This is a genomic window from Billgrantia desiderata (assembly GCF_900108215.1).
Classification (GTDB): Bacteria; Pseudomonadota; Gammaproteobacteria; order Pseudomonadales; family Halomonadaceae; genus Halomonas; species Halomonas desiderata.
On the sequence record NZ_FNVC01000003.1, the window covers coordinates 74166 to 96685 of the forward strand.

General features: G+C 67.3%; 20 protein-coding genes. 5 read left to right on the plus strand and 15 right to left on the minus strand.

Going from position 1 to position 22520, the window contains the following annotated elements; translation table 11 throughout:
- Nucleotides 1-85: 85 nt before the first annotated feature.
- From gshA to C4S71_RS04305, 3 genes are read left to right on the plus strand one after another with little or no spacing between them, the layout of a single operon-like run.
- The gene (gene gshA, locus C4S71_RS04295) at nt 86-1702 is read left to right on the plus strand and encodes a glutamate--cysteine ligase (protein ID WP_086509443.1); all 1617 of its coding nucleotides are present in this window, start codon (nt 86-88) and stop codon (nt 1700-1702) included.
- Nucleotides 1702-2250 carry a disulfide bond formation protein B gene (locus C4S71_RS04300; RefSeq protein ID WP_086509444.1) on the plus strand — a complete coding sequence of 183 codons (549 nt, stop codon included), beginning with the start codon at nt 1702-1704 and terminating at the stop codon, nt 2248-2250. Before gshA ends, C4S71_RS04300 begins: the two co-directional genes overlap by 1 nt.
- A 36-nt stretch (nt 2251-2286) precedes the next feature.
- Nucleotides 2287-3138 (plus strand): alpha/beta hydrolase, encoded by an 852-nt coding sequence (locus tag C4S71_RS04305; protein ID WP_103968309.1) that lies wholly within the window; start codon nt 2287-2289, stop codon nt 3136-3138.
- On the opposite strand, the gene C4S71_RS04310 is transcribed toward C4S71_RS04305, so the two are convergent.
- From C4S71_RS04310 to C4S71_RS04370, 13 genes are all read right to left on the minus strand, one after another.
- A complete protein-coding gene (locus C4S71_RS04310) occupies nt 3139-3552 on the minus strand; it encodes a RidA family protein (protein ID WP_086509446.1) in 414 nt (137 codons plus the stop codon).
- Entirely contained in the window at nt 3545-3970 is a 426-nt protein-coding gene (locus C4S71_RS04315) for an acyl-CoA thioesterase (protein WP_103968310.1), read from the minus strand. Before C4S71_RS04315 ends, C4S71_RS04310 begins: the two co-directional genes overlap by 8 nt.
- A gap of 12 nt (nt 3971-3982) precedes the next feature.
- The gene (locus C4S71_RS04320; protein ID WP_086509448.1) at nt 3983-4663 is read right to left on the minus strand and encodes an ABC transporter ATP-binding protein; all 681 of its coding nucleotides are present in this window, start codon (nt 4661-4663) and stop codon (nt 3983-3985) included.
- Entirely contained in the window at nt 4657-5409 is a 753-nt protein-coding gene (locus C4S71_RS04325) for an ABC transporter ATP-binding protein (protein WP_086509449.1), read from the minus strand. Before C4S71_RS04325 ends, C4S71_RS04320 begins: the two co-directional genes overlap by 7 nt.
- Nucleotides 5402-6448: a branched-chain amino acid ABC transporter permease gene (locus C4S71_RS04330; RefSeq protein WP_086509450.1), complete on the minus strand. Its 1047-nt coding sequence runs from the start codon at nt 6446-6448 to the stop codon at nt 5402-5404. The genes C4S71_RS04325 and C4S71_RS04330 overlap by 8 nt, the downstream gene beginning before the upstream one ends.
- The gene (locus C4S71_RS04335) at nt 6441-7355 is read right to left on the minus strand and encodes a branched-chain amino acid ABC transporter permease (RefSeq protein WP_103968311.1); all 915 of its coding nucleotides are present in this window, start codon (nt 7353-7355) and stop codon (nt 6441-6443) included. The genes C4S71_RS04330 and C4S71_RS04335 overlap by 8 nt, the downstream gene beginning before the upstream one ends.
- Before the next feature lie 123 nt (nt 7356-7478).
- On the minus strand, nt 7479-8621 hold the full coding sequence (locus C4S71_RS04340; protein WP_103968312.1) for an ABC transporter substrate-binding protein: 1143 nt from the start codon (nt 8619-8621) through the stop codon (nt 7479-7481).
- A gap of 103 nt (nt 8622-8724) precedes the next feature.
- A complete protein-coding gene (locus C4S71_RS04345; RefSeq protein ID WP_235014189.1) occupies nt 8725-10428 on the minus strand; it encodes a benzoate-CoA ligase family protein in 1704 nt (567 codons plus the stop codon).
- 109 nt (nt 10429-10537) lie between these two features.
- Complete coding sequence (locus tag C4S71_RS04350; RefSeq protein ID WP_103968313.1) at nt 10538-11686, minus strand: acyl-CoA dehydrogenase family protein; 1149 nt, start codon at nt 11684-11686, stop codon at nt 10538-10540.
- A complete protein-coding gene (locus C4S71_RS04355; RefSeq protein WP_103968314.1) occupies nt 11686-12495 on the minus strand; it encodes an enoyl-CoA hydratase family protein in 810 nt (269 codons plus the stop codon). Before C4S71_RS04355 ends, C4S71_RS04350 begins: the two co-directional genes overlap by 1 nt.
- Nucleotides 12492-12959 (minus strand): MarR family winged helix-turn-helix transcriptional regulator, encoded by a 468-nt coding sequence (locus C4S71_RS04360; protein ID WP_103968315.1) that lies wholly within the window; start codon nt 12957-12959, stop codon nt 12492-12494. The genes C4S71_RS04355 and C4S71_RS04360 overlap by 4 nt, the downstream gene beginning before the upstream one ends.
- Nucleotides 12956-13711, minus strand: coding sequence for an SDR family NAD(P)-dependent oxidoreductase (locus C4S71_RS04365; RefSeq protein WP_103968316.1), 756 nt, complete (start codon nt 13709-13711; stop codon nt 12956-12958). Before C4S71_RS04365 ends, C4S71_RS04360 begins: the two co-directional genes overlap by 4 nt.
- Before the next feature lie 2 nt (nt 13712-13713).
- Nucleotides 13714-15999 (minus strand): bifunctional salicylyl-CoA 5-hydroxylase/oxidoreductase, encoded by a 2286-nt coding sequence (locus tag C4S71_RS04370; protein ID WP_103968317.1) that lies wholly within the window; start codon nt 15997-15999, stop codon nt 13714-13716.
- 211 nt (nt 16000-16210) lie between these two features.
- Here C4S71_RS04370 and rsd point away from each other — a divergent pair, with 211 nt between their 5' ends.
- Nucleotides 16211-16699, plus strand: a complete 489-nt coding sequence (rsd, locus tag C4S71_RS04375) for a sigma D regulator (protein ID WP_103968318.1) — start codon at nt 16211-16213, stop codon at nt 16697-16699.
- Nucleotides 16700-16830: 131 nt separating this feature from the next.
- Here the strand turns inward: rsd and C4S71_RS04380 are convergent, their stop codons facing one another.
- Together C4S71_RS04380 and C4S71_RS04385 are read right to left on the minus strand one after the other, a co-directional pair.
- The gene (locus C4S71_RS04380; protein ID WP_103968319.1) at nt 16831-19914 is read right to left on the minus strand and encodes an efflux RND transporter permease subunit; all 3084 of its coding nucleotides are present in this window, start codon (nt 19912-19914) and stop codon (nt 16831-16833) included.
- A 2-nt stretch (nt 19915-19916) separates the two neighbouring features.
- Entirely contained in the window at nt 19917-21068 is a 1152-nt protein-coding gene (locus C4S71_RS04385; protein WP_103968320.1) for an efflux RND transporter periplasmic adaptor subunit, read from the minus strand.
- Nucleotides 21069-21421: 353 nt separating this feature from the next.
- Between C4S71_RS04385 and C4S71_RS04390 the strand changes: the two genes are divergently transcribed.
- Nucleotides 21422-22396 (plus strand): malate dehydrogenase, encoded by a 975-nt coding sequence (locus tag C4S71_RS04390; protein ID WP_103968321.1) that lies wholly within the window; start codon nt 21422-21424, stop codon nt 22394-22396.
- The last annotated feature ends 124 nt before the right edge of the window (nt 22397-22520 follow it).

A 22520-nucleotide genomic window follows, 5' to 3' on the forward strand; every position in this document is an offset into this window, starting at 1 on the left:
CATTGGCGTGTTCGGCCGTCCTGGGCGGCCGGCATGCTTCGACCGAGAGGCCCGTTGAAGGCCTCCTAGACACGGGGTCCACGCCTTGTCTGAGAATTACACTGCTACCGTTACACGCCTCACCGAGCTGGCGGCTCAGGGTCGCTTCGGGCGCCTGCGCCGCGGCCTGGAGAAGGAGGGGTTGCGGGTCGATGGCACGGGGCGTATCGCCGCCACGCCGCACCCGTATGCGCTGGGCTCCAAGCTGACGCATCCGCACATCACCACGGATTACTCCGAGGCGCTGCTGGAGTACATCACCCCGGTCTACTGCCGCCCCGGCGATGCCGTCGACTTCCTCGCCGACCTGCACCGCTTCAGCTATCGCCACCTGGGCGAGGAGCTGATCTGGCCGGCCAGCATGCCGGCCAGGCTCGACGGCAACGACAGCGTGACCATCGCCGACTACGGCAGCTCCAACGTGGGGACAATGAAGCACGTCTACCGCAAGGGGCTCGACGTGCGCTACGGCCGCATCATGCAGGCCATTGCCGGTATTCACTACAACGTCTCGCTGCCCGACGAGCTGTGGACGCTGCTGCGCGAGCGCGATGGGGCCCACGACGTCGATCTCGACGACTACCGCTCCAGCCGCTATTTCGGCCTGATCCGCAATTTCCGCCGTCACAGCTGGCTGCTGCTCTACCTGTTCGGTGCCTCCCCGGCGCTCGACCGCAGCTTCCTGCCCGAGGGCAACATTCCCGACAAGCTCCACGCGCACGGGCGCGATACCCTGGTGTCGCCCTATGCCACCAGCCTGCGCATGTCCGACCTGGGCTACCAGAACAAGGTGCAGGCGCAGTTGAAGATCTGCTTCAACTCGCTGTCCAATTATGTCGGTACGCTGCGCCATGCCATCCAGACGCCGTGGCCCGCCTACGAGGCATTGGGAGTGCGCCGCGGCAGCGACTGGCAGCAGCTCAATGCCAACATCCTGCAGATCGAGAACGAGTACTACAGCGACATCCGGCCCAAGCGCGTCACCCGTCACGACGAGACGCCGAGCCAGGCGCTGGAGGCGCGCGGCGTCGAGTACATCGAGGTACGCTGTCTCGATCTCGACCCCTTCCTGCCGCTGGGTATCGATGAGGCGCGGCTGCGCTTCATCGACGCCTTCCTGGTGTGGTGCCTGCTGGCCGAGAGCCCCTGGATTCCGGATGACGAATGCGACCGGCTTGACGACAACCGGCGCCTGGTCGTCGAGCGCGGCCGCGACCCCGAGCTCAGGCTGATGCAGAACGGGCGGCAGCGCAGCGTGGCCGATTGGGGTGGAGAGATCTTCGCCGAGATCGCTCAGGCCGCCGAACTGCTCGATTCACTGGAGCAGGGCACGCCCCATGTGGACGCCGTGGCGGCGCTGGCCCCCTGGCTCGAGGACCCGTCGCTGACGCCCTCCGGCCGGCTGCTGGCGCGGCTGGAGTCGACCGGCGAGGAGTTCATCGAGGCCTGCCTGGCCATCGCCGGCGAGCATGCCGAGCGGTTTCGTCGGGAACCCATCGAGCCGGCACGAGCGGCCAACTTCGAACAGCTGGTCGGTACTTCGCATCAGCAGCAACGCGATATCGAAGACGCCGATACGGTGCACTTCGACGCATTTCTCGATGAGTACTTCGCCAGCGCCCGCGAACCCCGGGTGGCCATGGCGAGTCAGGGAGGCAGATGATGCCCGATACCTTGCGGCGCCTCTCCGTGCGCCAGTGGAGCCTGGCCGGGCTGGCCTTCTGCGCCTTGATGATGGGCGTCGCGCTGGGCCTGGAGCACATCGGCGGGCTCGAGCCCTGTCCGCTGTGCATTTTCCAGCGGGTCGCCGTGCTGGCGGCGGCGGCGGTGTTCCTCGTGGCCGCCATCCACAACCCCCGTGGGCGAGTCGGCGCTGCGCTCTACGGCGGTCTGTCGCTTGCCGCGGTGCTGGGCGGCATCGGCGTGGCCTGGCGCCACCTGTGGCTGCAGTCGCTGCCGCCGGACCAGGTGCCGAGCTGCGGGCCCGGTCTCGACTACATGATGGACATCCTGCCCATGCGTGACGTGGTCGCCATGGTGCTCTCCGGCTCCGGCGAGTGCGCCGAGATCGATTTCCTCTTGATGGGCATCTCGCTGCCGGGCTGGACGCTGATCGGCTTCGTGATCCTGGCCGTGGCGCCCCTGGGCATCCTGCTCGGCGCCTTTCGCCAGCCTCGCTCGAGCCTGAACGGCAGCCACCGCCCGGCGTGACCGGGGCAAAATGACACAACAAGAACAAGGAAACGCATGCTCTACCGGGACTTCACCACCCAGGAAGCCATCGACCGGGAGTACGATCCCATGCGCGGCCGCGACCCGGCCGCGCTGCTTGGCGATTGGCAGGCACGCAGCGACGCGCTGCGCAAGCGCTGCCGCGTCACCGAGAACCTCGCCTTCGGGCCGACCCTGGCCGAATGCATGGACGTCTACCACGCCGAGGCCGAGGGTGCGCCGCTGCACCTGTTCTTCCACGGCGGTTACTGGCGCTCGCTGGGCCATCGGGAATTCGGCTTCGTGGCCGAGGGTCTGCTAGAGGCGGGCATCAGCGTGGCTGTGGTGAACTATGCGCTGTGCCCCACGGTGGCGTTCGGCGAAGTGGTGAGGCAGGCGCGCGCCGCGGTGGCGTGGGCCTATCGCCATGGTGCCTCGCTGGGCGTCGATCCTTCACGACTGAGCGTCTCGGGCCACTCCGCCGGCGGCCACCTGACCGCCATGCTGCTGGCCACCGACTGGCAAGGCGTGTACGGCCTGCCCGACGACCTGCTCGAAGGCGCCCTGTGCGTCAGCGGGCTCTATGACCTGCGGCCCTTTCCCTGGTCGTGGCTGCAGCCCAAGCTGCAGCTCACCGGCCGCGACGTCACCGACTACAGTCCGCTGTTCCAGCCCTGTCGGGTAGCCGCGCCGGTGCATCTGGTCGCGGGCGGCGAGGAGTCCACGGAGTTCGCCCGTCAGATGCATGCCCACGCCGAGCACCTCGAGGCCCAGGGCATGGCGGTGAGCGCCGAGCTCTCGCCCGGCGACGATCACTTCACCATTCTCGACCACTACGTGCCGGGCGGGCGCTTCGTGCAGCGTATCGCGGCCTTTCACGGCGGCTGATCAGGCGCTGGGGATGACGGCGGTCGCTTCTATCTCCACCTTGGCTCGATCCTCGATCAGGTCGGCTACCTGGACCATGGTCATGGCCGGGAAGTGCTTGCCCACCACCTCGCGATAGGCGGCACCCACCTCCTTGAGCCGGGACAGATACTCCTGTTTGTCGGTGACGTACCAGGTCAGCCGCACCAGGTGCTGGGGGCCGGCGTCGGCTTCCTTCAATACCTCGACGATATTGGTCAGTGCCTGATGCACCTGGGCGACGAAGTCGTCGCTCTCGAAGACCTGATCGCCGTTCCAGCCGATCTGACCGCCGACGAAGATCGTACGGCCGGTGGCCAGCACGCCGTTGGCGTAGCCCACGGCAGCTTTCCAGTGAGAGGGGTGAAGCAACTGGTGCAAGTTGGCGTCATTCATCTTGAGATCCTTGTTGGCAGTCCTTGGCGAAGTGCCGGCGCATGTCATCGGGCCAGAGCAGGGGGCGGCCACTGGCCAGGTCGACGAATACCAGGGTGGAATGGCAGGTCAGGCGCGGTTCGCCGTTGCAGTGGGCCACAGTGCGCAGGGTCAGGCTGGTGCGGCCGACGTCACGCAGCGTGAGCTCGAAGGTGAGCGTGTCGCCCAACCGGCTGGGGGCATGGAAGTCGGTCTCGATATGCGCCGTGGGCACGCCGGTACGGCTCTCCACGTGGAGCCGATTGAAGTCGTGGCCCACCGATTCGGCGAAATAGTCCTCCACCACCGAGTTGAGCATCTCGTAGTAGCGCGGATAGAACACGATGCCTGCCGGGTCGCAGTGCTGGAAGCGCACCTTGCGCTGAGTGACGAATGGCATGGCGGCTTCCTCTCAGACGCCCAGGTAACGGTCGCGCAGACCGTCGTCGAGTGCGGCCGGCTCTCCCGTCCACACCGTGCGTCCTTTCTCCAGGATGGTGCAGCGGTCGGCCACCGGCAGCAGCTCGGCCAGCGACTTGTCGACGATCAGGGTGGATTGCCCCTGGGTCTTGAGCTCGCGAATGGCGGCCCAGATCTCCTGACGGATCACCGGGGCGAGACCCTCGGTGGCTTCGTCGAGCACCAGCAACCTGGGGTTGGTCATCAACGCGCGACCGATGGCGAGCATCTGCTGCTCGCCGCCGGAGAGGGTGCGCGCCATCTGGGTGCGCCGCTCGGCCAGGCGGGGGAAGAGCTTCTCCACCCGCGCCAGGCTCCAGTAGCCGGGACGCGCCGTGACCACCAGGTTCTCGCGCACCGAAAGGTTGGGGAAGCAGCGCCGCCCCTCCGGCACCAGACCGAGGCCGGCCTGGGCGATGCGATACGACGGCAGGCGCCGCAGATCCTGCGACTCGAAGGTGATGCTGCCGCTGCGTGCCGGGGTGAGGCCGAAGATGGAGCGGATGGTGGTGGTCTTGCCCATGCCGTTGCGCCCCATCAGTGCCATCATCTCGCCGGCCCGAACGCTCAGGTCGACGCCGAACAGCGCCTGGGAGGGGCCGTAGAAGGTCTCGATCGCGGTGACGTTCAGCATGTCGCCTCTCCCAGATAGGCTTCGCGGACTTGCGGGTTGGCGCGGATCGCGGCGCTGTCGCCCTGGGCGATCACGCCGCCGGCCACCAGCACCGAGATGCGGTCGGCCAGGCGGAACACGGCGTCCATGTCGTGCTCGATCAGCAGGATCGGTACCTCGAGCTTGAGCGCCTCGAGCAGCTCGGTGAGGTGTGCCGTGCCCTCCGGCCCGAGCCCGGCCATGGGTTCGTCGAGCAACAGTACCCGGGGCTTGAGTGCCAGCGCGCAGGCCACCTCGACCTGGCGGCGCTCGCCGTGGGAGAGTTCGGCCACCTGGGTGTCGGCACGGTGGGTGAGCGCCATGCGCTCCAGTGCTTCCAGCGCCGGGGCCAGCAGGCTTTCGTCGCGCTGCACCGGTTTCCAGAAGCGGAAGCTGTGGCCCTGCAGCGCCTGTACGGCGATCATCACGTTGCGCTTCACCGACAGCGGCTCGGCCAGCGACGAGACCTGAAAGCTGCGCCCCAGCCCCAGTCGGGCCCGCTGGGCCACGCTGAGTGAGGTGATCTCCTGACCGGCCAGCACGATACGGCCGGAGTCGGGTTTCAGGCTGCCGGCGATCTGGCCGATCAGGGTCGACTTGCCGGCGCCGTTGGGACCGATCAGGGCATGGATCTCGCCGGGGTACAGATCCAGCGAGACGTCGCGGGTCGCCTGCAGGGCGCCGAAGCGCTTGTTGAGATCGATGAGTTCGAGCACGGCTTCACTCATGACGCTCCCTCCCGGCCAGCCAGCCCATCACGCCATGCTTGGCGAACAGCACCACGAACAGCAGCACCAGGCCGAGGAACAGCTGCCAGTACTCGGTCATGCCGCCCAGCAGGGTCTCCATCATCACGAACAGCAGCGCGCCGGCCAGCGGTCCGTAGAGCCGGCCCACGCCGCCGAGTATCACGATCACCATCAGCTCGCCCGACATGTGCCAGCTGAGCATGGTAGGGCTGACGAAGCCGTTCAGATCGGCGTACAGCGCTCCGGCCAGCCCGGTGATCATCGCCGAGATGACGAAGGCGACCAGGCGGATGGGGTAGGGCGAGATCCCGGCGGTGGCCAGGCGCGTGTCGTTGAGCCGCGCCATGGTGAGGGCGGCGCCGAAGCGCGACTTCATGATCCGCGAGGTGAGGGCGAGCGAGAGCACCAGTCCGCCGAAGCAGATCAGGAAGAAGGTCAGGGCGTCGTTGGTGTCGACCCACGGCAGGCCGTTGCGCAGGAAGATCGGCAGGCCGTCCTCGCCGCCGTAGGTGGGCCAGGAGTTGGCGAAGTAGTACATCATCTGGGCGAAGGCCAGGGTGATCATGATGAAGTAGACCCCGGTGGTGCGCAGCGAGATGGCACCGATGGCCAGCGCCAGCAGCCCGCACAGCAGGATCGCCGCGAGCCAGATCACCAGCATGCTGTCGCTGCCGGGAATGGCGATGGGCCAGCCGATCACCGGGGTGAAATCGAAGGCATGATAGGCGCTGATGCCGGCCACGTAGCCGCCCAGACCGAAGTAGGCGGCGTGGCCGAAGCTGATCATGCCGCCGTAGCCGATGGCCAGATTGAGGCCCACCGCGGCCATGGCGATCAGGGTGATGCGCGAGGCCAGATTGACGTAGTAGATGTGGCCGAGGAAATAGAGCGCCAGGGGCGCCAGCAGCAGGAAGGCCAGCAGGCCGATCTGCACCAGCCCCTTGCGGTCGTACCAGCTGGCCGCCGGTGTCGGCAGCCCCGGCTGGGGCGCGAGCGTCGAGGTATCGGACTTATTCATTGGCGGCAAACAGTCCCTTGGGTTTGAAGGCGAGGATGGCGGCCATCATGATGTAGATCAGCATGGCGGCGATGGCCGAGCCGACGCCGGCGGCCTCCGAGGGGCTCATGAACTGGCGGAAGAAGGCGGGCAGGAACACCCGCCCCAGGGTATCCACCACGCCGACCAGGATGGCGCCGTAGAGCGCGCCCTTGATCGAGCCGATGCCGCCGATCACGATCACCACGAAGGCCAGGATCAGCACCGGCTCGCCCATGCCCACCTGCACCGACTGCAGGGCGCCGACCATGGCGCCGGCCAGGCCGGCCAGCGCCGCGCCCATGGCGAACACCAGGGTGTAGAGCCGGGCGATGTTGACGCCCAGGGCGCCGATCATCTCGCGGTCGCTCTCGCCGGCACGGATGCGCATGCCGAGCCGGGTACGGGTGATCAGGAAGTACATGCCCACCGCCACGGCCACGCCCACGGCGATGATCACCAGCCGGTAGATGGGGTAGCGCAGCCCGCCGGGCAGGGTGACCGAGCCTGCCAGCATGGCCGGCGGGTTGAGCCAAAGCGGCGAGGAGCCGAACAGCCAGCGCGTACCTTCCGAGAAGATCAGGATCAGGGCGAAGGTGGCCAGTACCTGGTCGAGGTGCGGACGGTGATAGAGCCGGCGGATCACGATCAGCTCCACCAGCGCGCCCACCGCGGCGGCCACGGCGATGCCCGCGGCCAGGCCGACGAAGAAGGAGCCGGTGGCGGCGGTCACCAGCGCCGTGGCGTAGGCGCCCACCATGTAGAATGAGCCATGGGCCAGATTGATCAGCCCCATGACCCCGAACACCAGGGTCAGGCCGCTGGCCATCAGGAACAGCATGGTACCGAGCTGAAGGCCGTTGATGAGCTGTTCGATGAATAGTGTCATGAGATCGTCAGGCTTGGAGCAACGCTGCACGAAGCTCGGCGCTTCAGGCCGCTAGGTGCTTTACGCAGCGCTGCACGGGTTGGTGAAAGCACGGCCGGTCCGAGAGGGGCCGGCCGCGCCGGGTCACATCTGGCACTGTTCGTGATAGATGTCCTGGATGTCCTCCACGGCGATGCCAATCAGACGGTTGGTGGGCTGGCCGTCGTCACCCTCGACCACCTCGCGTACGTAGATGTCCTGGATCGGATGGTGGTTGGGGCCGAAACGGAATTTGCCGCGCACCGTGTCGAAATCGGCTTCGCGCAGGGCTTCGCGGAAGGCATCCTGATCGCTCGGGTGGGCCTTGTCCAGCGCGCTCAGGATCAGGTTGGCGGTGTCGTAGCCCTGGGCGGCATACAGCGTCGGCGTGCGGCCGTAGGCCTCACGGAACGCCTCGACGAAGGCGTGGTTGGCCTCGTTGTCGAGATCGTAGGCCCACAGCGAGGTGTTCATGGCGCCGATGGCGGCGCTGCCCACTGCCTTGATGATGGTCTCGTCGAAGGAGAAGGCGGCGCCGAACACCGGCAACTCGACGCCGGAATTCTCCCACTGCTTCATGAACGAGATGCCCATGCCGCCCGGTAGGAAGAAGAACAGACTGTCTGCGTTGCTGGCGCGAATCTGGGCGATCTCGGCGGCGTAGTCCGTCTGGCCCATCTGGGTGTAGATCTCGTCGACCACTTCACCTTCGTAGAGGTGCTTGAAGCCAGCCAGGGCATCGGTGCCGGCGGGGTAGTTGGGCGCCAGCAGGATGGGCCGCTCGAAGCCCTGTTCGCGCATGTAGGCGCCCATGGCCCCGTGCAGGTTGTCGTTCTGATAGGCGACGTTGAAGTAGTTCTCGTGGCACATACGCCCGGCCAGATCGGAAGGCCCGGCGTTGGGGGAGATGTAGAAGGTGCCCTGGCGCACCGCCGCGGGCACCACCGCCATGGCCAGATTGGACCAGATGATGCCGGTGAGGATGTCGACGTTGTCGCGCTGCATGAACTCGTTGGACAGGCTGCGGGCCAGGTCGGGGCGGTTGGCGTCGTCCTGGATCAACACGCGCACGTCATCGCGCCCCGAGCGCTCCATGGCCAGCATGAAGCCGTCGCGTACGTCCACGCCCAGGTGCGAACCGCCACCGGAGAGCGTGGTGATCATGCCGATTCTGACCTCATCGGCCTGGGCCGCCGTCATGCCGGCGGTCATCAGCAGGCCGAGGCCAAGGCTGGCTAGTCTCTTCATGGGGATAACCCTCTTCGTTCTCGTTTTTGTCTCTTCGGCGCAGCGTGTCCAGCGCCTCGTCATGTTGGCCTGTCAGCCATGGCTGTCGGGCCGATCTCCGCCTTCAAGCCGCTCCACTGCCGGGCCGCTTCCCGCTGTCTGGCCTTCCATCGTCTGGCCCGCCACTGTCCGGCCCGCTACGGTCTGGATAGTGCTCCTGACGCAGCCGGAAGCGCTGCACCTTGCCGGTGGCCGTCTTCGGCAGCGCCTCGACGAAGCGCACCGAACGCGGATACTTGTAGGGGGCGATGCGCTGCTTGACGAACGTCTGCAAGCGCTCGACGCACTCGGCATCCGGCTCGACCCCGGGAGACAGTACCACGAAGGCCTCGACGATTTGCCCACGCTCTCCACTCGGTGCGCCGATTACGGCACACTCCGCCACCGCCTCGTGGGCCAGCAGGGCGGCTTCCACCTCGGGACCGGCAATGTTGTAACCCGCCGAGACGATCATGTCGTCGTTGCGGGCGGCGAAGTGGAAGTAGCCCTCCTCGTCCTGAACGAAGGCATCACCGGTGATGTTCCAACCGTTGATCACGTACTTGCGTTGACGTGCATCGTCCAGATAGCGACAGCCCGTGGGGCCGCGCACCGCCAAGCGTCCCACTTCGCCGCGGGGCAGCTCGTTCATCTCGGCATCGACGACCTTGGCCTCGTAGCCGGCTACCGGCTTGCCGGTGCAGGCCGGGCGATGGTCGTCCAGATGGTTGGAGATGAAGATGTGCAGCATCTCCGTGGCCCCGATGCCGTCGAGGATCGGCTTGCCGGTCTTCTCGATCCATTCATGGTAGATCGGTGCCGGCAACGTTTCGCCGGCCGAGACCGCCAGGCGCAGGCTGTCGAGTTCCTCGCCGCTTTCGAGCGAGGCGAGCATGGTGCGATAGGCGGTGGGGGCAGTAAATACGACGGTGGCACGATGCTCGCGGATGATCTCCATCATGTTGGGCGGCGTGGCCTTCTCCAGCAGCACTGCGCTGGCGCCGAAGCGCAGCGGGAAGATGGCCAGCCCGCCGAGGCCGAAGGTGAAGGCCAGCGGCGGCGAGCCGACGAAGACGTCGTCCGCACTCACTTGCAGCACTTCGCGGGCGTAGCCGTCGGCGATGATCAGCAGATCGCGATGGAAGTGCATGGTGGCCTTGGGCTGGCCGGTGGTGCCGGAGGTGAAGCCGAGCAGGGCGACATCGTCGGCGGCGGTGGCGACCGCCTCGAACTCGGTGGGCTTGTCCAGCGCCAGTCGGTCGAGTTCGGCATCGTGGTTGGCCGTGCCGTCGAAGCCGACCACTCGCTTCAGGAAGGCGCTCCCGGCGGCGCAGGCCTCGAGCTCGTCGAGCAGGCGGGTATCGCACAGGGCCAGAGCGATCTCGGCCTTGTCGACGATCTGGGTCAGTTCGCTCGCGCGCAGCATCGGCATGGTGTTGACCACCACCGCGCCGGCCTTGGTCGCGGCCAGCCAGCAGGCGACCATGGCCGGGTTGTTGGCCGAGCGGATCAGCACCCGGTTGCCGGGGCGCACGCCGAGCTCTTCCACCAGGGCGTGGGCCAGGCGGTTGCTCCACTCGGCAAGCTCGCGGTAGCTGCGTCGTCGGCCGTTGCCGATCAGCGCCACGCGTTCGCCATGGCCACGCTCGAGCCAGCGGTCGCAGAGCTCCACCGCGGCGTTGAGCCGCTCGGGATAGTCGAAGCCGTCGAGCCTGAGCTCGGGCCATTCATGCACGGGAGGCAGGTTGTCCCGGGCAAAGGTATCGGCGTGAGCCGACGGTGCGTTCATGACCATTCTCCGTACGTCGTTGTTGTTGTTCGGCGCCGAAGCGTCGACAGGGGATACGGGTCTGGCTGGCGTGTCTCGTCGCTTTGGTTATTGGTCTTGTTTCGTTTGCTCAGTTCGTGCCCGGTCGGTTCTCCGCCAGTGCGCTGCGGGCGATCACCACCTTCTGCACGTCCGAGGCGCCTTCGTAGATGCGCAGCGCGCGGATCTCGCGATACAGGCTCTCGACGATGTGGCCCTTGCGCACGCCGTCGCCGCCGTGCAGCTGCACCGCCTGGTCGATCACCTGCTGAGCGCGGTCGGTGGCGTAGAGCTTGGCCATGGCCGCTTCGCGGGTGACCCGCTCGGCGCCCATGTCTTTGGTCCAGGCGGCGCGATAGACCAGCAGCGCGGCGGCGTCCACGTCCAGCGCCATCTCCGCCAGGTGGCCCTGCACCATCTGCAGGTCGGCCAGGCTGGCGCCGAACAGCTCGCGGTTCCTGGCCCGGTCCAGCGACTCGTCCAGCGCGCGGCGGGCGAAGCCCAGGGCGGCGGCGCCCACCGTGGAGCGGAACACGTCGAGCACCGCCATGGCGATGCGAAAGCCCTGGCCGGGCTGGCCGATCATGGCGCTGGCCGGCAGGCGCATGTCGGCGAAGCCGAGCCGGGCCAGCGGGTGGGGCGAGATGGTCTCGAGCCGTTCGCGGATTTCGAGCCCCGGCGTGTCGGCCGGCACCAGGAAGCAGGAGAGCCCCTTGGCCCCCGGCCCCTCGCCGGTGCGGGCGAACAGGGTGTACACATCGGCGATGCCGCCGTTGGAAATCCAGGTCTTCTCGCCGTTGATGCGGTAACCGTCGCCGTCGCGCTCGGCGGTAGTATCCAACTGGGCCACGTCGGAGCCCGAGCGCGGCTCGCTAAGGGCGAAGGCGGCCAGCGCCTCGCCGCGGCGGGTCCTGTCCAGCCACTGCTTTTGCTCGGCGCTGCCGAACAGGCTGATGGCCCCGGTGCCGAGCCCCTGCATGGCGAAGGCGAAGTCGGCCAGGCCGTCGTGGCGGGCCAGGGTTTCACGGATCAGACACAGGCTGCGTACGTCGATGGCGTCCCCCGCAGTGCCCTCGAGGAAGCCCGCCCGACCCAGGTCGCGCACCAGCTGGATGCAGGTAGCGTCGACGTCGGCGTGGTCGCGGGGCAACTCGCGCTGGCACCATGCTTCCAGGCGCTTGGCCAGGTCGCGATGGCGGGCCTCGAAGAAGGGCCAGTCGAGAAAGCTCGTATCGCTCATCAATCCCCCTCGAAGACCGGCTTCTGTTTGGCGGCGAAGGCGCGGTAGGCGCGCTCGAAGTCGCGGGTCTGCATGCAGATCGCCTGGGCCTGGGCCTCGGCCTCGATGGCCTGCTCCAGGCTCATCGACCACTCCTGGTTGAGCTGGGTCTTGGTGATGCCGTGGGCAAAGGTCGGGCCCTGAGCCAGACGGGTGGCGTAGGCGATGGCCTCGGCTTCCAGCGCATCGGGCTCGACCAGACGATTGTAGAAGCCCCACTGATGGCCCTCTTCCGCGCTCATGCTGCGCCCGCTGTAGAGCAGGTCGGCGGCGCGGCCCTGGCCGATGATGCGCGGCAACATGGCGCAGGCCCCCATGTCGCAGCCGGCCAGGCCCACCCGGGTGAAGAGGAAGGCGGTGCTGGCTCGAGGCGTGGCGAAGCGAATGTCCGAGGCCATGGCGATGATGGCGCCGGCGCCGACGCAGACGCCGTCCACCGCGCTGATCACCGGCTTGCCGCAGTGGATCATTGCCTTGACCAGGTCGCCGGTCATGCGGGTGAATTCGAGCAGCCCCTTCATGTCACGTCCTACCAGCGGGGCGATGATTTCGTGGACGTCGCCGCCGGAGCAGAAGTTGCCGCCGTTGGCGGCGAACACCACGGCCTTGACGTCCTCGGCATAGACCAGATTGCGAAAGGTGTCGCGCAGCTCGGCGTAGCTGTCGAAGGTAAGCGGATTCTTGCGTTCGGGGCGGTCGAGGCGGATCACCGCCACTTCGCCCTCCATGCGCCACAGGAAATGCCTGGGCGTCAGGTCGGCCAGTTTCATGGTCGTGCTCCCGTGTCGGCCGGCAAGCGGTGCAGCAGCTCGCCGATGTGGTGGGCATCCTCGGCATCGACGCCATCCAGCAGTTCGTCGACCCAGCCCTCGTGGGCCTCGGCCATGACGGTGAAGGCATCACAGCCGGCGGAGGTGAGGCGTACCAGGGTGGCGCGGCGGTCCCCTTCGATGGCGATGCGCTCCACCAGGCCGTCCTCGGCCAGGCGGTCGACGATACCGGTGACGTTGCCGTTGGAGACGCGCAGCCGCTTGGAGAGCTCGTTCATCTTCAGCCCCTCGCGGTCGCGATAGAGCGCGGCCATGACGTCGAAGCGCGGCAGGGTGGAGTCGAACTCCAGGCGCAGCTTCTCGCGCAGCGCCGCTTCCACCTGACGGGTCACTCTGAGCATGCGCAGCCACAGGCGCAGGCGCTCCTTGCTCAGGGCGTCGGATTTTGCCTTTGGTGCGCTCATGTCTCGCCTCCCGAAATGGAGATCGCCTGGCCATGGATGGCGCTACTGTGCGGGCCGCACAGCCACAGCGCGGTGGCGGTGACCTCGGCGGGCTGGATCAGCCGGCCGCTGGGGTTGGTCGACTGCAGGTGGGCGCGGGCCTGCTCCGCCGTCTGCCCGGTCTTGGCGACGATGGTGGCGATGCTCTCTTCCAGCAGCGGGGTCTCGGTGAAGCCGGGACACAGTGCGTTGACAGTGATGTCGCGTCCCGCCACTTCCTGGGCCAGGGCGCGTACCAGGCCCACCACGCCGTGCTTGGCGGCGCAGTAGGGCGCCACGTAGGGGTAGCCCTTGAGCCCGGCGGTGGAGGCCACGGCGATCAATCGGCCGCCGTCGCGCACGTGCTTTAGGCCCTCGCGCAGGGTCAGGAACACGCCGGTCAGGTTGACGTCGAGCATGCGCTGCCACTGATCGAGCCCGGTTCTGGCCAGCGGCGCGCTCTCGGCGGCCCCGGCGTTGGCGATCACGATATCGACCTCGCCCAGGCGCTCGAACAGGGCGACCATATCGGCCTCGCGGGTTACGTCGGCGACAGCGGTAGCGATGTTGGGATGGCGTTCGGCCAAGGCGTCGAGCGCAGCGATACGGCGCCCGGTGATGGTCACCTTCGCGCCGGCCTCGGCGAAGGCCAGCGCCATGTCGGCACCGATGCCGCTGCCGCCGCCGGTGATCACCGCGCGCTTGCCGTCGAGGGGGGGCAGGGTGGTGCTCATGGTCACACCCACCCCTCGCCGCGCTCGGCCAGGCGTTGCAATTGATCGCGCCCGGCACCATAGGGGGCCGGCCACTCGCATTCGCCATCCTGGATGCCGGCGGCGGCATGCAGCGTCCAGTAGGGGTCGGCCAGGTGCGGGCGGGCCAGGCACACCAGGTCGGCGCGGCCGGCCATCAGGATCGAGTTGACGTGGTCGGCCTGGTAGATGTTGCCCACCGCCATGGTGGCCATGCCGGTCTCGTTGCGGATGCGATCCGAGAAGGGCGTCTGGAACATGCGCCCGTACTGCGGCTTGGCCCGGGTCGAGGTCTGCCCGGCGGAGACGTCGACGATGTCGACCTCGACGGCCTGGAGCAGGCGGGCGATCTCGACCGCCTCATCGGGGGTGACGCCCTCGTCGCCGACCCAGTCGTTGGCCGAGATGCGCACCGAGAGCGGCTTGTGGGCCGGCCAGGCGGCGCGCACTGCGCGGATCACCTCCAGCGGATAGCGCATGCGGTTCTCGAGCGAACCGCCGTACTCGTCGTCGCGGCGGTTGGTCAGCGGCGTGATGAACGAGGAGAGAAGGTAGCCGTGGGCGGCATGCACCTCGAGCATGTCGAAGCCGGCGCGCTCGGCCATGCGGGCGGCGGCGACGAACTCGTCGCGCACCCGCTCCATGTCGGCGCGAACCATGGCCCTGGGCACCTGGTTGCGCGCCGACCACGGCACGGCGGAGGCCGCCATGATCGGCCAGTTGCCCTCGGCGAGCGGCGCGTCCATCTCCTGCCAGCCGAGCTGGGTCGAGCCCTTGGGTCCGGAGTGGCCGATCTGGGCGCACAGCTTGGCCGGCGTCTCGGCGTGGACGAAGTCGCACAACCGCTTCCATGCTGCCTCGTGCTCGGCAGTGTAGAGTCCCGGGCAGCCGGGGGTGATACGGCCCTCCGGCGAGACGCAGGTCATCTCGGTGTAGACCAGCCCGGCGCCGCCCTTGGCGCGCTCGGCGTAGTGCACGAAGTGCCAGTCGCTGGGGCAACCGTCCACCGCCTTGTACTGGGCCATGGGCGAGACCACCACCCGGTTGACGAGCCGCATGTCGCGCAGCCGGTAGGGGGCGAACATCGGCGCCCGTGCACTGCCCTCGTTGCCGGCTCGGGCCTGGAACCAGCGCTCGGCACTCTCGAGCCAGGCCGGGTCGCGCAGGCGCAGGTTCTCGTGGCTGATGCGCTGGGAGCGGGTCAGCAGCGAGTAGTTGAACTGCACCGGGTCGAGGTCCAGGTAGCGCTCCACCTGCTCGAACCACTCGGTGGAGTTGCGCGCCGCCGACTGCAGGCGCAGCACCTCCAGGCGGCGCTCCTCCTCGTAGCGGGCGAAGGCGCTGGCCATGTCGGGCTCGCTGTGCAGGTAGTCGGCCAACGCGATGGCGCTCTCTAGCGCCAGCTTGGTGCCCGAACCGATGGAAAAGTGGGCGGTGGCGGCGGCATCGCCCATCAGCACCACGTTGTCGAAGCTCCAGCGCGCGCACAGCACCCGGGGGAAGTTGATCCATGCCGAGCCGCGAATGTGGTTGGCATTGCTCATCAGCGTGTGGCCGTCGAGGTGCCTGGCGAAGATGCGCTCGCATACCGCGATGGACGCCTGTTGGCTCATCTCGCCGAAGCCGAAGGCGCGCCAGGTGGCTTCGCTGCACTCGACGATGAAGGTCGCGGTATCGGCGTCGAACTGGTAGGCGTGAGCCCACACCCAGCCGTGCTCGGTCTTCTCGAAGATGAAGGTGAAGGCGTCGTTGAAGGTCTGGTGAGTGCCGAGCCAGACGAACTTGCAGGCACGCACGTCGATGTCGGGCTGGAAGTGCTCGGCATAGCGCTGACGGGTGCGCGAGTTGAGGCCGTCGGCGGCCAGCACCAGGTCGAACTCGCGGCGCAGTTCGTCGATGGCGGCTTCGGGCACGTCACTCTCGAAACGCAGCTCGATGTCGAGCTCCCGGGCGCGCGCCTGCAGCAGCAACAGCAGTTGGCGACGGCCGATACCGCAGAAGCCATGACCGGTGGAGACGGTCTTGACGCCGTCGTGGATCACGGCGATGTCGTCCCAGTAGGCGAAGTGCTCGCGGATGCGCGCAGCACTCACGGCATCGTTGGCGGCCAGGTTGTCCAGGGTCTCGTCGGAGAGCACCACGCCCCAGCCGAAGGTGTCGTCGGGACGGTTGCGCTCTATCACCACGATCTCGTGCGCCGGGTCGCGGCGCTTCATGCTGATGGCGAAGTAGAGGCCGGCGGGGCCGCCGCCCAGGCAGGCGATTCTCATGAGGCGGAACCGTTTGGTTGTTGTAGTTGATATCAGGCTAGACCCGCCGGGGAGATACTTCAAGCTTAAAATTTCAAGCTTGAAGTAAATCGTTGAAGTGCGTTTTTCCCTCGACCAAGGATTGACACTCAGGCTGGCAAGGGCGAGTCTGGGGTTTCGGGTTCGGCAGGGTCCGGGCTGCAACCGGCTTCACAGGGGAAGGAGGCTCACCATGCTGGAAGAGTGCAAGACTGCCAGGGAACGCTGGGGTGGCGTGCATCAGTTGATCGATCGCTGGCTCGACGAGCGCCGTGAACTGCTGGTCAGTTTCATCGAGCTCAAGGAGGCCTGCGATACCGAGCTCGAGGCCGTGGGCAAGCCCCAGATCGATCGTTTCAGCGAGCTGCTGATGGATTACATCAGCGCCGGCCACTTCGAGATCTATCCTCAACTGCGTGAGGAGGCCAACGCCTTCGAGGATCACGAAGCGCTGGAAATCGCCGCCAAGCTGCTGGAGCGCCTGGAGCTCTCCACCGAGCTGGTGCTGGCCTTCGACGCCGACTTCTCGACCCCGGTTCGCTGTCAGCATTTCCTGCCGCGCCTGCCCGCCTGGCTCGATCGTCTCGCCAAGGGTCTGACCGAACGCTTCGCCCTGGAAGACCAACTGATCGCCAGGCTGCACGCAGCGCATACGCCGCGCCCGGAAACCGAAACCGAATAGCGCTACCGAACAGTTCTGGTTCTACGAACCGTTCTCTAGCAGGCCTGCGGGCCGACCCATTTCGACGCCGCCCCGGTTTGTCCCCGGGGCGGCGTTTTCGTGTGCGCGCTTTCTATGCGCCACGATGTGGTTTAGGCCTTGGCGGGCTCTGCCGCTTCCTGCTTCGAGCGACGCTGCCACAGTACCAGCATGCACGGCGTCAGCAGTAGCGTCAGTCCGGTGGCGAACACCAGGCCGCCGGCGATGGCGCTGGAGAGCTGGGTCCACCATTGGGTGGAGGGGGCGCCGAAGCCCAGGCTCGGGGCGAACAGATTGACGTTGATCTCCAACACCATCGGCATCAGCCCGAGCACGGTGGTGATGGCGGTGAGCAGCACCGGGCGCAGGCGCAGGCCGCCGGCCTCCAGGGCGGCGTCGTAGGGCGCCAGCCCCGCGCGGCGCAGCTCATTGTAGGTGTCGATCAGCACGATATTGTTGTTCACCACGATACCCGCCAGGGCAATGATGCCCATGCCCACCATGACGATGCCGAACGGCTGGCCGTTGATCAGCAGGCCCATCAGCACGCCGGCGGTGGAGAAGACGATGGCCGAGAGCACCAGCAGCGCCTGATAGAGGCTGTTGAACTGGGTGACGAGGATCAGCAGCATCAGCCCGATCGCAACGAGGAAGGCGGTGATCAGGAAGCGGCTGGCTTCCTCCTGGTCCTCCTGTTCGCCGGCCACGTTGACGCGCACGCCCTCCGGCGGTGGGCCCAGCGCCGCCAGGAGGGCGCGCAGCCGCTCGTCGGGCTGGTAGCCTTCGGCCACGTCCGCCTCCAGAGTGATGGCACGCTGGCCGTCGATGCGGTGCAGGGTGCCGACTCGCGGTGCAGGCTCGAGGCTGGCGAAGTGGGAGATCGGCACCTGCCCGCGGGCGGTATTGAGGGTCAGCCGGTCCAACTGATCGATGCTGCGCCAGTCATGGGGGAAGCGCACGCTGATGTCGACTTCGTCGGGGGCATGGGCGGGCCGGTAGCTCGCCACCTGCAGGCCGTTGGTGACCAGCTGCACGGCGCTGCCCACCGCGGCCACGTCGGCACCGAGCCGGGCGGCGGCGGCACGGTCCACGTTGAGCCGCCACTCGATGCCGGGCAGGCTGCGGTTGTCCTCGATGTCGCGGAAACCACCCAGGCGTTCCATTTCACGCCGGATGGTTTCCACCGTGGCCTCGCTGTCGGCCTCTTGCTGGGCGCTCACCTCCAGTACGATCGGCTTGCCGGCGCCGGGGCCCATGTCCTGCTCGCGAAACTCCAGCACCACCCCGGGCAGGTCGGCGGTGCGCGCGGCCATTTCGTTCATGATCACCCGGGCCGGGCGGCGCTCCTGCCAGTCGATCAACTGGAACTGCACCGTGCCGATCACGTCGCTGCCGAGCTGCTCGTTGGGGATGGCGTAGGAGCGGGCGTAGAGCGCCTGCACCTCGCTCATGCCGGCCAGCCGCGCTTCCACCCGGCGCACGATGGCGTCCTTCTCCAGCGCGGAGAAGTCGCCACGAGCACGCACCATCACCTGGGCGTTCTCCGGTTCGACGTCGGGAAAGAACTCGACGCCGTGGTTGAAGCGACCGTAACCGACGAAGATCAGCGCCATCAGCAGCAGCGCGATCGTCAGCGTCATGCCGGGCCAGGCCAGCAGTCGGGCCAGGGTGGTGCGATACAGGCGCCCGCCGGCGGTGATCATCTCCTCGCCGTGCACGGCCCGGCTGGCGCGCACGCTGAACACGCCGCCCAGGGTGGGCAGGAAGATCAGCGCCATGGCCAGCGAGGCCAGCAGGCACAAGATCACCGTGGCCGGCAGGTACTTCATGAATTCGCCCACCACGCCGGGCCAGAACAGCAGCGGGAAGAACACCGCCAGGGTGGTGGCGGTGGCGGCGATCACCGGCCAGCTCATGCGCGAGGCGGCGTTAACCCAGGCCTGCCGCGGCGGCTGGCCCTCGCGCAGGTGGCGGTCGGCCAGCTCGCTGACCACGATGGCGCCGTCCACCAGCATGCCGGCGACCAAGATGAGGGCGAACAGCACCACGATGTTGAGGGTGTAACCGATGGCCCAGATCAGCAGAATGCCGGTGAGGAAGGCGCCGGGAATGGTCAGCCCCACCATCAGCGCCGAGCGTACGCCCATGGCGGCCAGGATCACGATCAGCACCAGCACCACGGCGGTGAGCACGTTGTTGAGCAGCTCCGAGAGCATCTGATCGACGGTCACCGACTGGTCCATGATGGTGGTGATCGAGAGCTCTTCGGGCAGCAGCGGTGCGGCCTGGTCGAGGATCTCGCGCACCCCCTCGATGGTGGCGATCAGGTTGGCGCCGGCACGCTTGGAGATCTCCAGTACCAGGGCCGGCTCGTCGTCGATACGGGCGAAACCGGTCGGGTCCTTGAAGGTGGGGTGAATCCAGCCCACGTCGGAGAAGGTGACCACCCGGTCGCCGTCGACCTTCACCGGCATGCCGAGCACGTCGTCCAGCGACTCGATGATGCCGGGAACCTTGACCGGGCTGCGGCCGGCGCCGGTATCCAGGCTGCCGGCGGCGACCAGGCGGTTGTTGCGGGTGATGAGGTTGAACAGGGTATCGAAGTCGACGCCGTAGCTGTCGAGCACCAGCGGGTCGATGACGATCTCCATCAGCTCCTCGCGCTCGCCGCCGATCTCCACCTCGAGCACTTCGGGCACGCCTTCGAAGGCATCCTGCAACTGGCGGGCGATGGCCAGCTGCCGGGTCTCCTCGATGGGACCCGAGAGCCCCAGGGTCAGCACCGGGAAGAGGCCGACGTTGACCTCGAAGACCCGCGGCTCCTCAGCCTCGTCGGGCAGCGAGGCGTTGGCGATGTCGACCCGCTCGCGCACGTCGGCCAGCGCCTGGCGCGGGTCGAAGCCGGCGTCGAATTCCAGGGTCACCGCAGCGTGACCTTCGCTGGCCTGGGAGGTCATCTTGCGCACGCCCTCGATGGTGCGCAGTTCCTGTTCCATGGGCCGCACCAGCAGCCGTTCGCCATCCTCGGGGCTCACCCCCTCCAGTGCCAGCGAGACGTAGATGATGGGGATCGGTACGTCCGGATTGGCTTCCTTGGGCACCGCCTGCCAGGCAGCAAGGCCCGCCAGCAGCAGCGCCAGCAGCAACAGCAGGGTGGTGCGCGACCGGTCCAGTGCGGCCTCGATCAGGGTGCGCATGGTCAGGGGGTCTCCTGCTCTGCGCGCTCGCCGCTTGTGTCGTCTTCGCTGGCGCTGGCTTCAGCGGCACCGTTGTCGGTCTCACTTGGCGCCGGTACGGCGATGACCTCATCGCCGGGGGCGACGAAGCCGCTGCCCAGGGTGATCAGGCGAATCGTCTCGGGTAGCCCGGCCACCCGGGCCTGAGTGGCGTCGGCGGCGACCAGGCTGACGGGGGTGCTCACCACCCGGTCCGCCTCGTCCAGATGCTTGACCCGCAGCCGGCCCTCATCGTCCAGCTCGAGCAGCGCGGGGGAGAAGTGATGTACCTCGCGCTCGGGCAGGGTGATCGCCAGGGTCGCGCTGGCGCCGGCCAGACGCCGCCGCTCGGCGTTGTCGAACTCGGCTTCGATATAGAAGGAGCGAGTGGACTCGTCGGCACGGCTGGCGACGTGGGTCAGTTCGCCGGCGAGGCGACTGCCGTCCAGCAGGCGCGCTTCGACGGGCAGCCCGGGGGCAAGGTCGGGCGCATCGCGCTGGGCCACCCAGGCGCTGGCCTTGAGACGGCGGTCGTCGACCAGGCGGGCATAGGGGTCGCCGATCTGCAGCACCTCGCCGAGCTCCACGTGAAGGCGGTCCACGACGCCGTCGAAGGGGGCCGCAGGGCGCGTCTCCTCCAGCGCCTGGCGCAGCTCGGCCAGCTCCGCCGCCGCCACGCTGACGCTGCTCTGCAGGCCCAGCAGTTCGGGCTGAGAGATCAGGTTGCGCTGACGTAAACTGTCGGCCCCGGCCAGCTCTGCCCTGGCCAGTTCGAGCCGATCCTCGGCGCGCTGCAGCTGCGCTTCCAGGGCGTCGCGCGACAGCGCCAGCAGGGGCGAGCCGGCTTCCACCGCGCTGCCCTGGGTTACCGGCAATTCGACGACCCGGCCGGCATGGCGGGTGCGCAGCTCGACCTCGCGAAAAGCCACCAGCTGACCCTGCACCACCCGCTGTGGCTGGTAGGCGACGGCCCGGCTGTGACGGTACTCGACCCGGGGCAGGGTCTCGGCGGGCGGCGCTTCCGCAGTGGGCGCCTGTTGCTGGAAGCGCTGCACGTCGCCGAGTGCCAGCCACAGCAGCAGAGCCAGCAGCACCATAGCGGCCAGCAGCGCGGAAATAGGGGGACGTCTCAGCATGCGGCCTTCCCTGGTTCGATAGCAGGAGTACGGTAGACGAGCCTGCGCAGCGAGTGCTGCGTCGCGCGGAGCCGAGCCGGCTGAATCGTGTAGCCTGCTCGGCTAATCAAGCATTGCATGATAGCGCATGATCGCACATAGGGCAGTGGTCATGCGTGGCCGTCCTTCGAGGAGCACCTAGTCGGAGGTCGGATTGAGTTTTGTGCACTGCAAGCATACCATCTTGCGGTCCGAATCCCGGCCAGGGCGGGCAAGCGCTCGCAAGGCTCATCCTCAGGAAATGCTGAACGATTCGCTCGCGCAGCCATTCGTAGCAGCGTTTTCCTCACGGCGGCTCAACCGAAGGAGCAACGATGAAAGATCCCGTACGTATTGCCATTACCGGCGGTGCCGGCCAGATCAGCTACTCCCTTATCTTCCGTATTGCCGCAGGCGACATGCTGGGCCCGGATCAGCCCGTCATTCTCCAGCTGCTCGAGATTCCCCAGGCCATGGACGCGCTCAACGGCGTGGTCATGGAAGTGAACGACTGCGCCTTCCCGCTGGTGCAGGACATCGTCGCCACCGACGACCCCAACGTCGCCTTCAAGGATGTCGATTTCGCCCTGCTGGTCGGCGCTCGTCCGCGCGGCCCGGGCATGGAGCGCAAGGACCTGCTGGAAGCCAACGCGGCGATCTTCTCCGTGCAGGGCAAGGCGCTCAACGACAATGCCAGCCGCAACGTGCGCGTGCTGGTGGTGGGCAACCCGGCCAACACCAACGCCCTGATCGCTTCCTGCAACGCCCCGGATCTCGATCCGCGCCAGTTCACCGCGATGACCCGTCTGGACCACAACCGTGCCCTGACCCAGCTGGCGCAGAAGACCGGCAAGCGCGTCACCGACGTGGAAAGCATGATCATCTGGGGCAACCACAGCGCCACCCAGTACCCGGACCTGGCCCACACCAAGGTGGCCGGCAAGCCGGCCTTCGAGCTGGTCGAGCGCGACTGGTACGAGAACGACTTCATCCCCACCGTGCAGCAGCGCGGCGCGGCGATCATCAAGGCGCGCGGTGCCTCTTCCGCCGCTTCCGCCGCCTCCTCCGCCATCGACCACATGCGCGACTGGGCGCTGGGCACCGATCAGGTGGTGAGCATGGCGATTCCTTCCGACGGCAGCTACGGCATCGCCGAGGGCATCATCTACTCCTACCCGGTGCGCTGCCAGAACGGCAACTACGAGATCGTCCAGGGTCTGGAGATCGACGAGTTCAGCCGCGCCAAGATGAAGGCCACTGAAGACGAGCTGCGGGAAGAGCGCGCCGCCGTCGAGCATCTGCTGGGCTAAGCGTGTAAGAAATAAGAAGTAAGAGCCAAGAAAAACCCCGAAGGTCTCAGGCCTTCGGGGTTTTTGTCTTTCGTCTTCGCTCTTCCAGGCGCGAAGCGCCGTTCTTACGACTCATGAACTGGCG

Bases quoted from the DNA above. Each gene is read 5' to 3' on its own strand.
- C4S71_RS04300 (WP_086509444.1), top strand. From the start codon at position 1,702: ATGCCCGATACCTTGCGGCGCCTCTCCGTGCGCCAGTGGAGCCTGGCC.
- C4S71_RS04305 (WP_103968309.1), top strand. From the start codon at position 2,287: ATGCTCTACCGGGACTTCACCACCCAGGAAGCCATCGACCGGGAGTAC.
- C4S71_RS04310 (WP_086509446.1), bottom strand. From the start codon at position 3,552: ATGAATGACGCCAACTTGCACCAGTTGCTTCACCCCTCTCACTGGAAA.
- C4S71_RS04315 (WP_103968310.1), bottom strand. From the start codon at position 3,970: ATGCCATTCGTCACTCAGCGCAAGGTGCGCTTCCAGCACTGCGACCCG.
- C4S71_RS04320 (WP_086509448.1), bottom strand. From the start codon at position 4,663: ATGCTGAACGTCACCGCGATCGAGACCTTCTACGGCCCCTCCCAGGCG.
- C4S71_RS04325 (WP_086509449.1), bottom strand. From the start codon at position 5,409: ATGAGTGAAGCCGTGCTCGAACTCATCGATCTCAACAAGCGCTTCGGC.
- C4S71_RS04330 (WP_086509450.1), bottom strand. From the start codon at position 6,448: ATGAATAAGTCCGATACCTCGACGCTCGCGCCCCAGCCGGGGCTGCCG.
- C4S71_RS04335 (WP_103968311.1), bottom strand. From the start codon at position 7,355: ATGACACTATTCATCGAACAGCTCATCAACGGCCTTCAGCTCGGTACC.
- C4S71_RS04340 (WP_103968312.1), bottom strand. From the start codon at position 8,621: ATGAAGAGACTAGCCAGCCTTGGCCTCGGCCTGCTGATGACCGCCGGC.
- C4S71_RS04345 (WP_235014189.1), bottom strand. From the start codon at position 10,428: ATGAACGCACCGTCGGCTCACGCCGATACCTTTGCCCGGGACAACCTG.
- C4S71_RS04350 (WP_103968313.1), bottom strand. From the start codon at position 11,686: ATGAGCGATACGAGCTTTCTCGACTGGCCCTTCTTCGAGGCCCGCCAT.
- C4S71_RS04355 (WP_103968314.1), bottom strand. From the start codon at position 12,495: ATGAAACTGGCCGACCTGACGCCCAGGCATTTCCTGTGGCGCATGGAG.
- C4S71_RS04360 (WP_103968315.1), bottom strand. From the start codon at position 12,959: ATGAGCGCACCAAAGGCAAAATCCGACGCCCTGAGCAAGGAGCGCCTG.
- C4S71_RS04365 (WP_103968316.1), bottom strand. From the start codon at position 13,711: ATGAGCACCACCCTGCCCCCCCTCGACGGCAAGCGCGCGGTGATCACC.
- C4S71_RS04370 (WP_103968317.1), bottom strand. From the start codon at position 15,999: ATGAGAATCGCCTGCCTGGGCGGCGGCCCCGCCGGCCTCTACTTCGCC.
- rsd (WP_103968318.1), top strand. From the start codon at position 16,211: ATGCTGGAAGAGTGCAAGACTGCCAGGGAACGCTGGGGTGGCGTGCAT.
- C4S71_RS04380 (WP_103968319.1), bottom strand. From the start codon at position 19,914: ATGCGCACCCTGATCGAGGCCGCACTGGACCGGTCGCGCACCACCCTG.
- C4S71_RS04385 (WP_103968320.1), bottom strand. From the start codon at position 21,068: ATGCTGAGACGTCCCCCTATTTCCGCGCTGCTGGCCGCTATGGTGCTG.
- C4S71_RS04390 (WP_103968321.1), top strand. From the start codon at position 21,422: ATGAAAGATCCCGTACGTATTGCCATTACCGGCGGTGCCGGCCAGATC.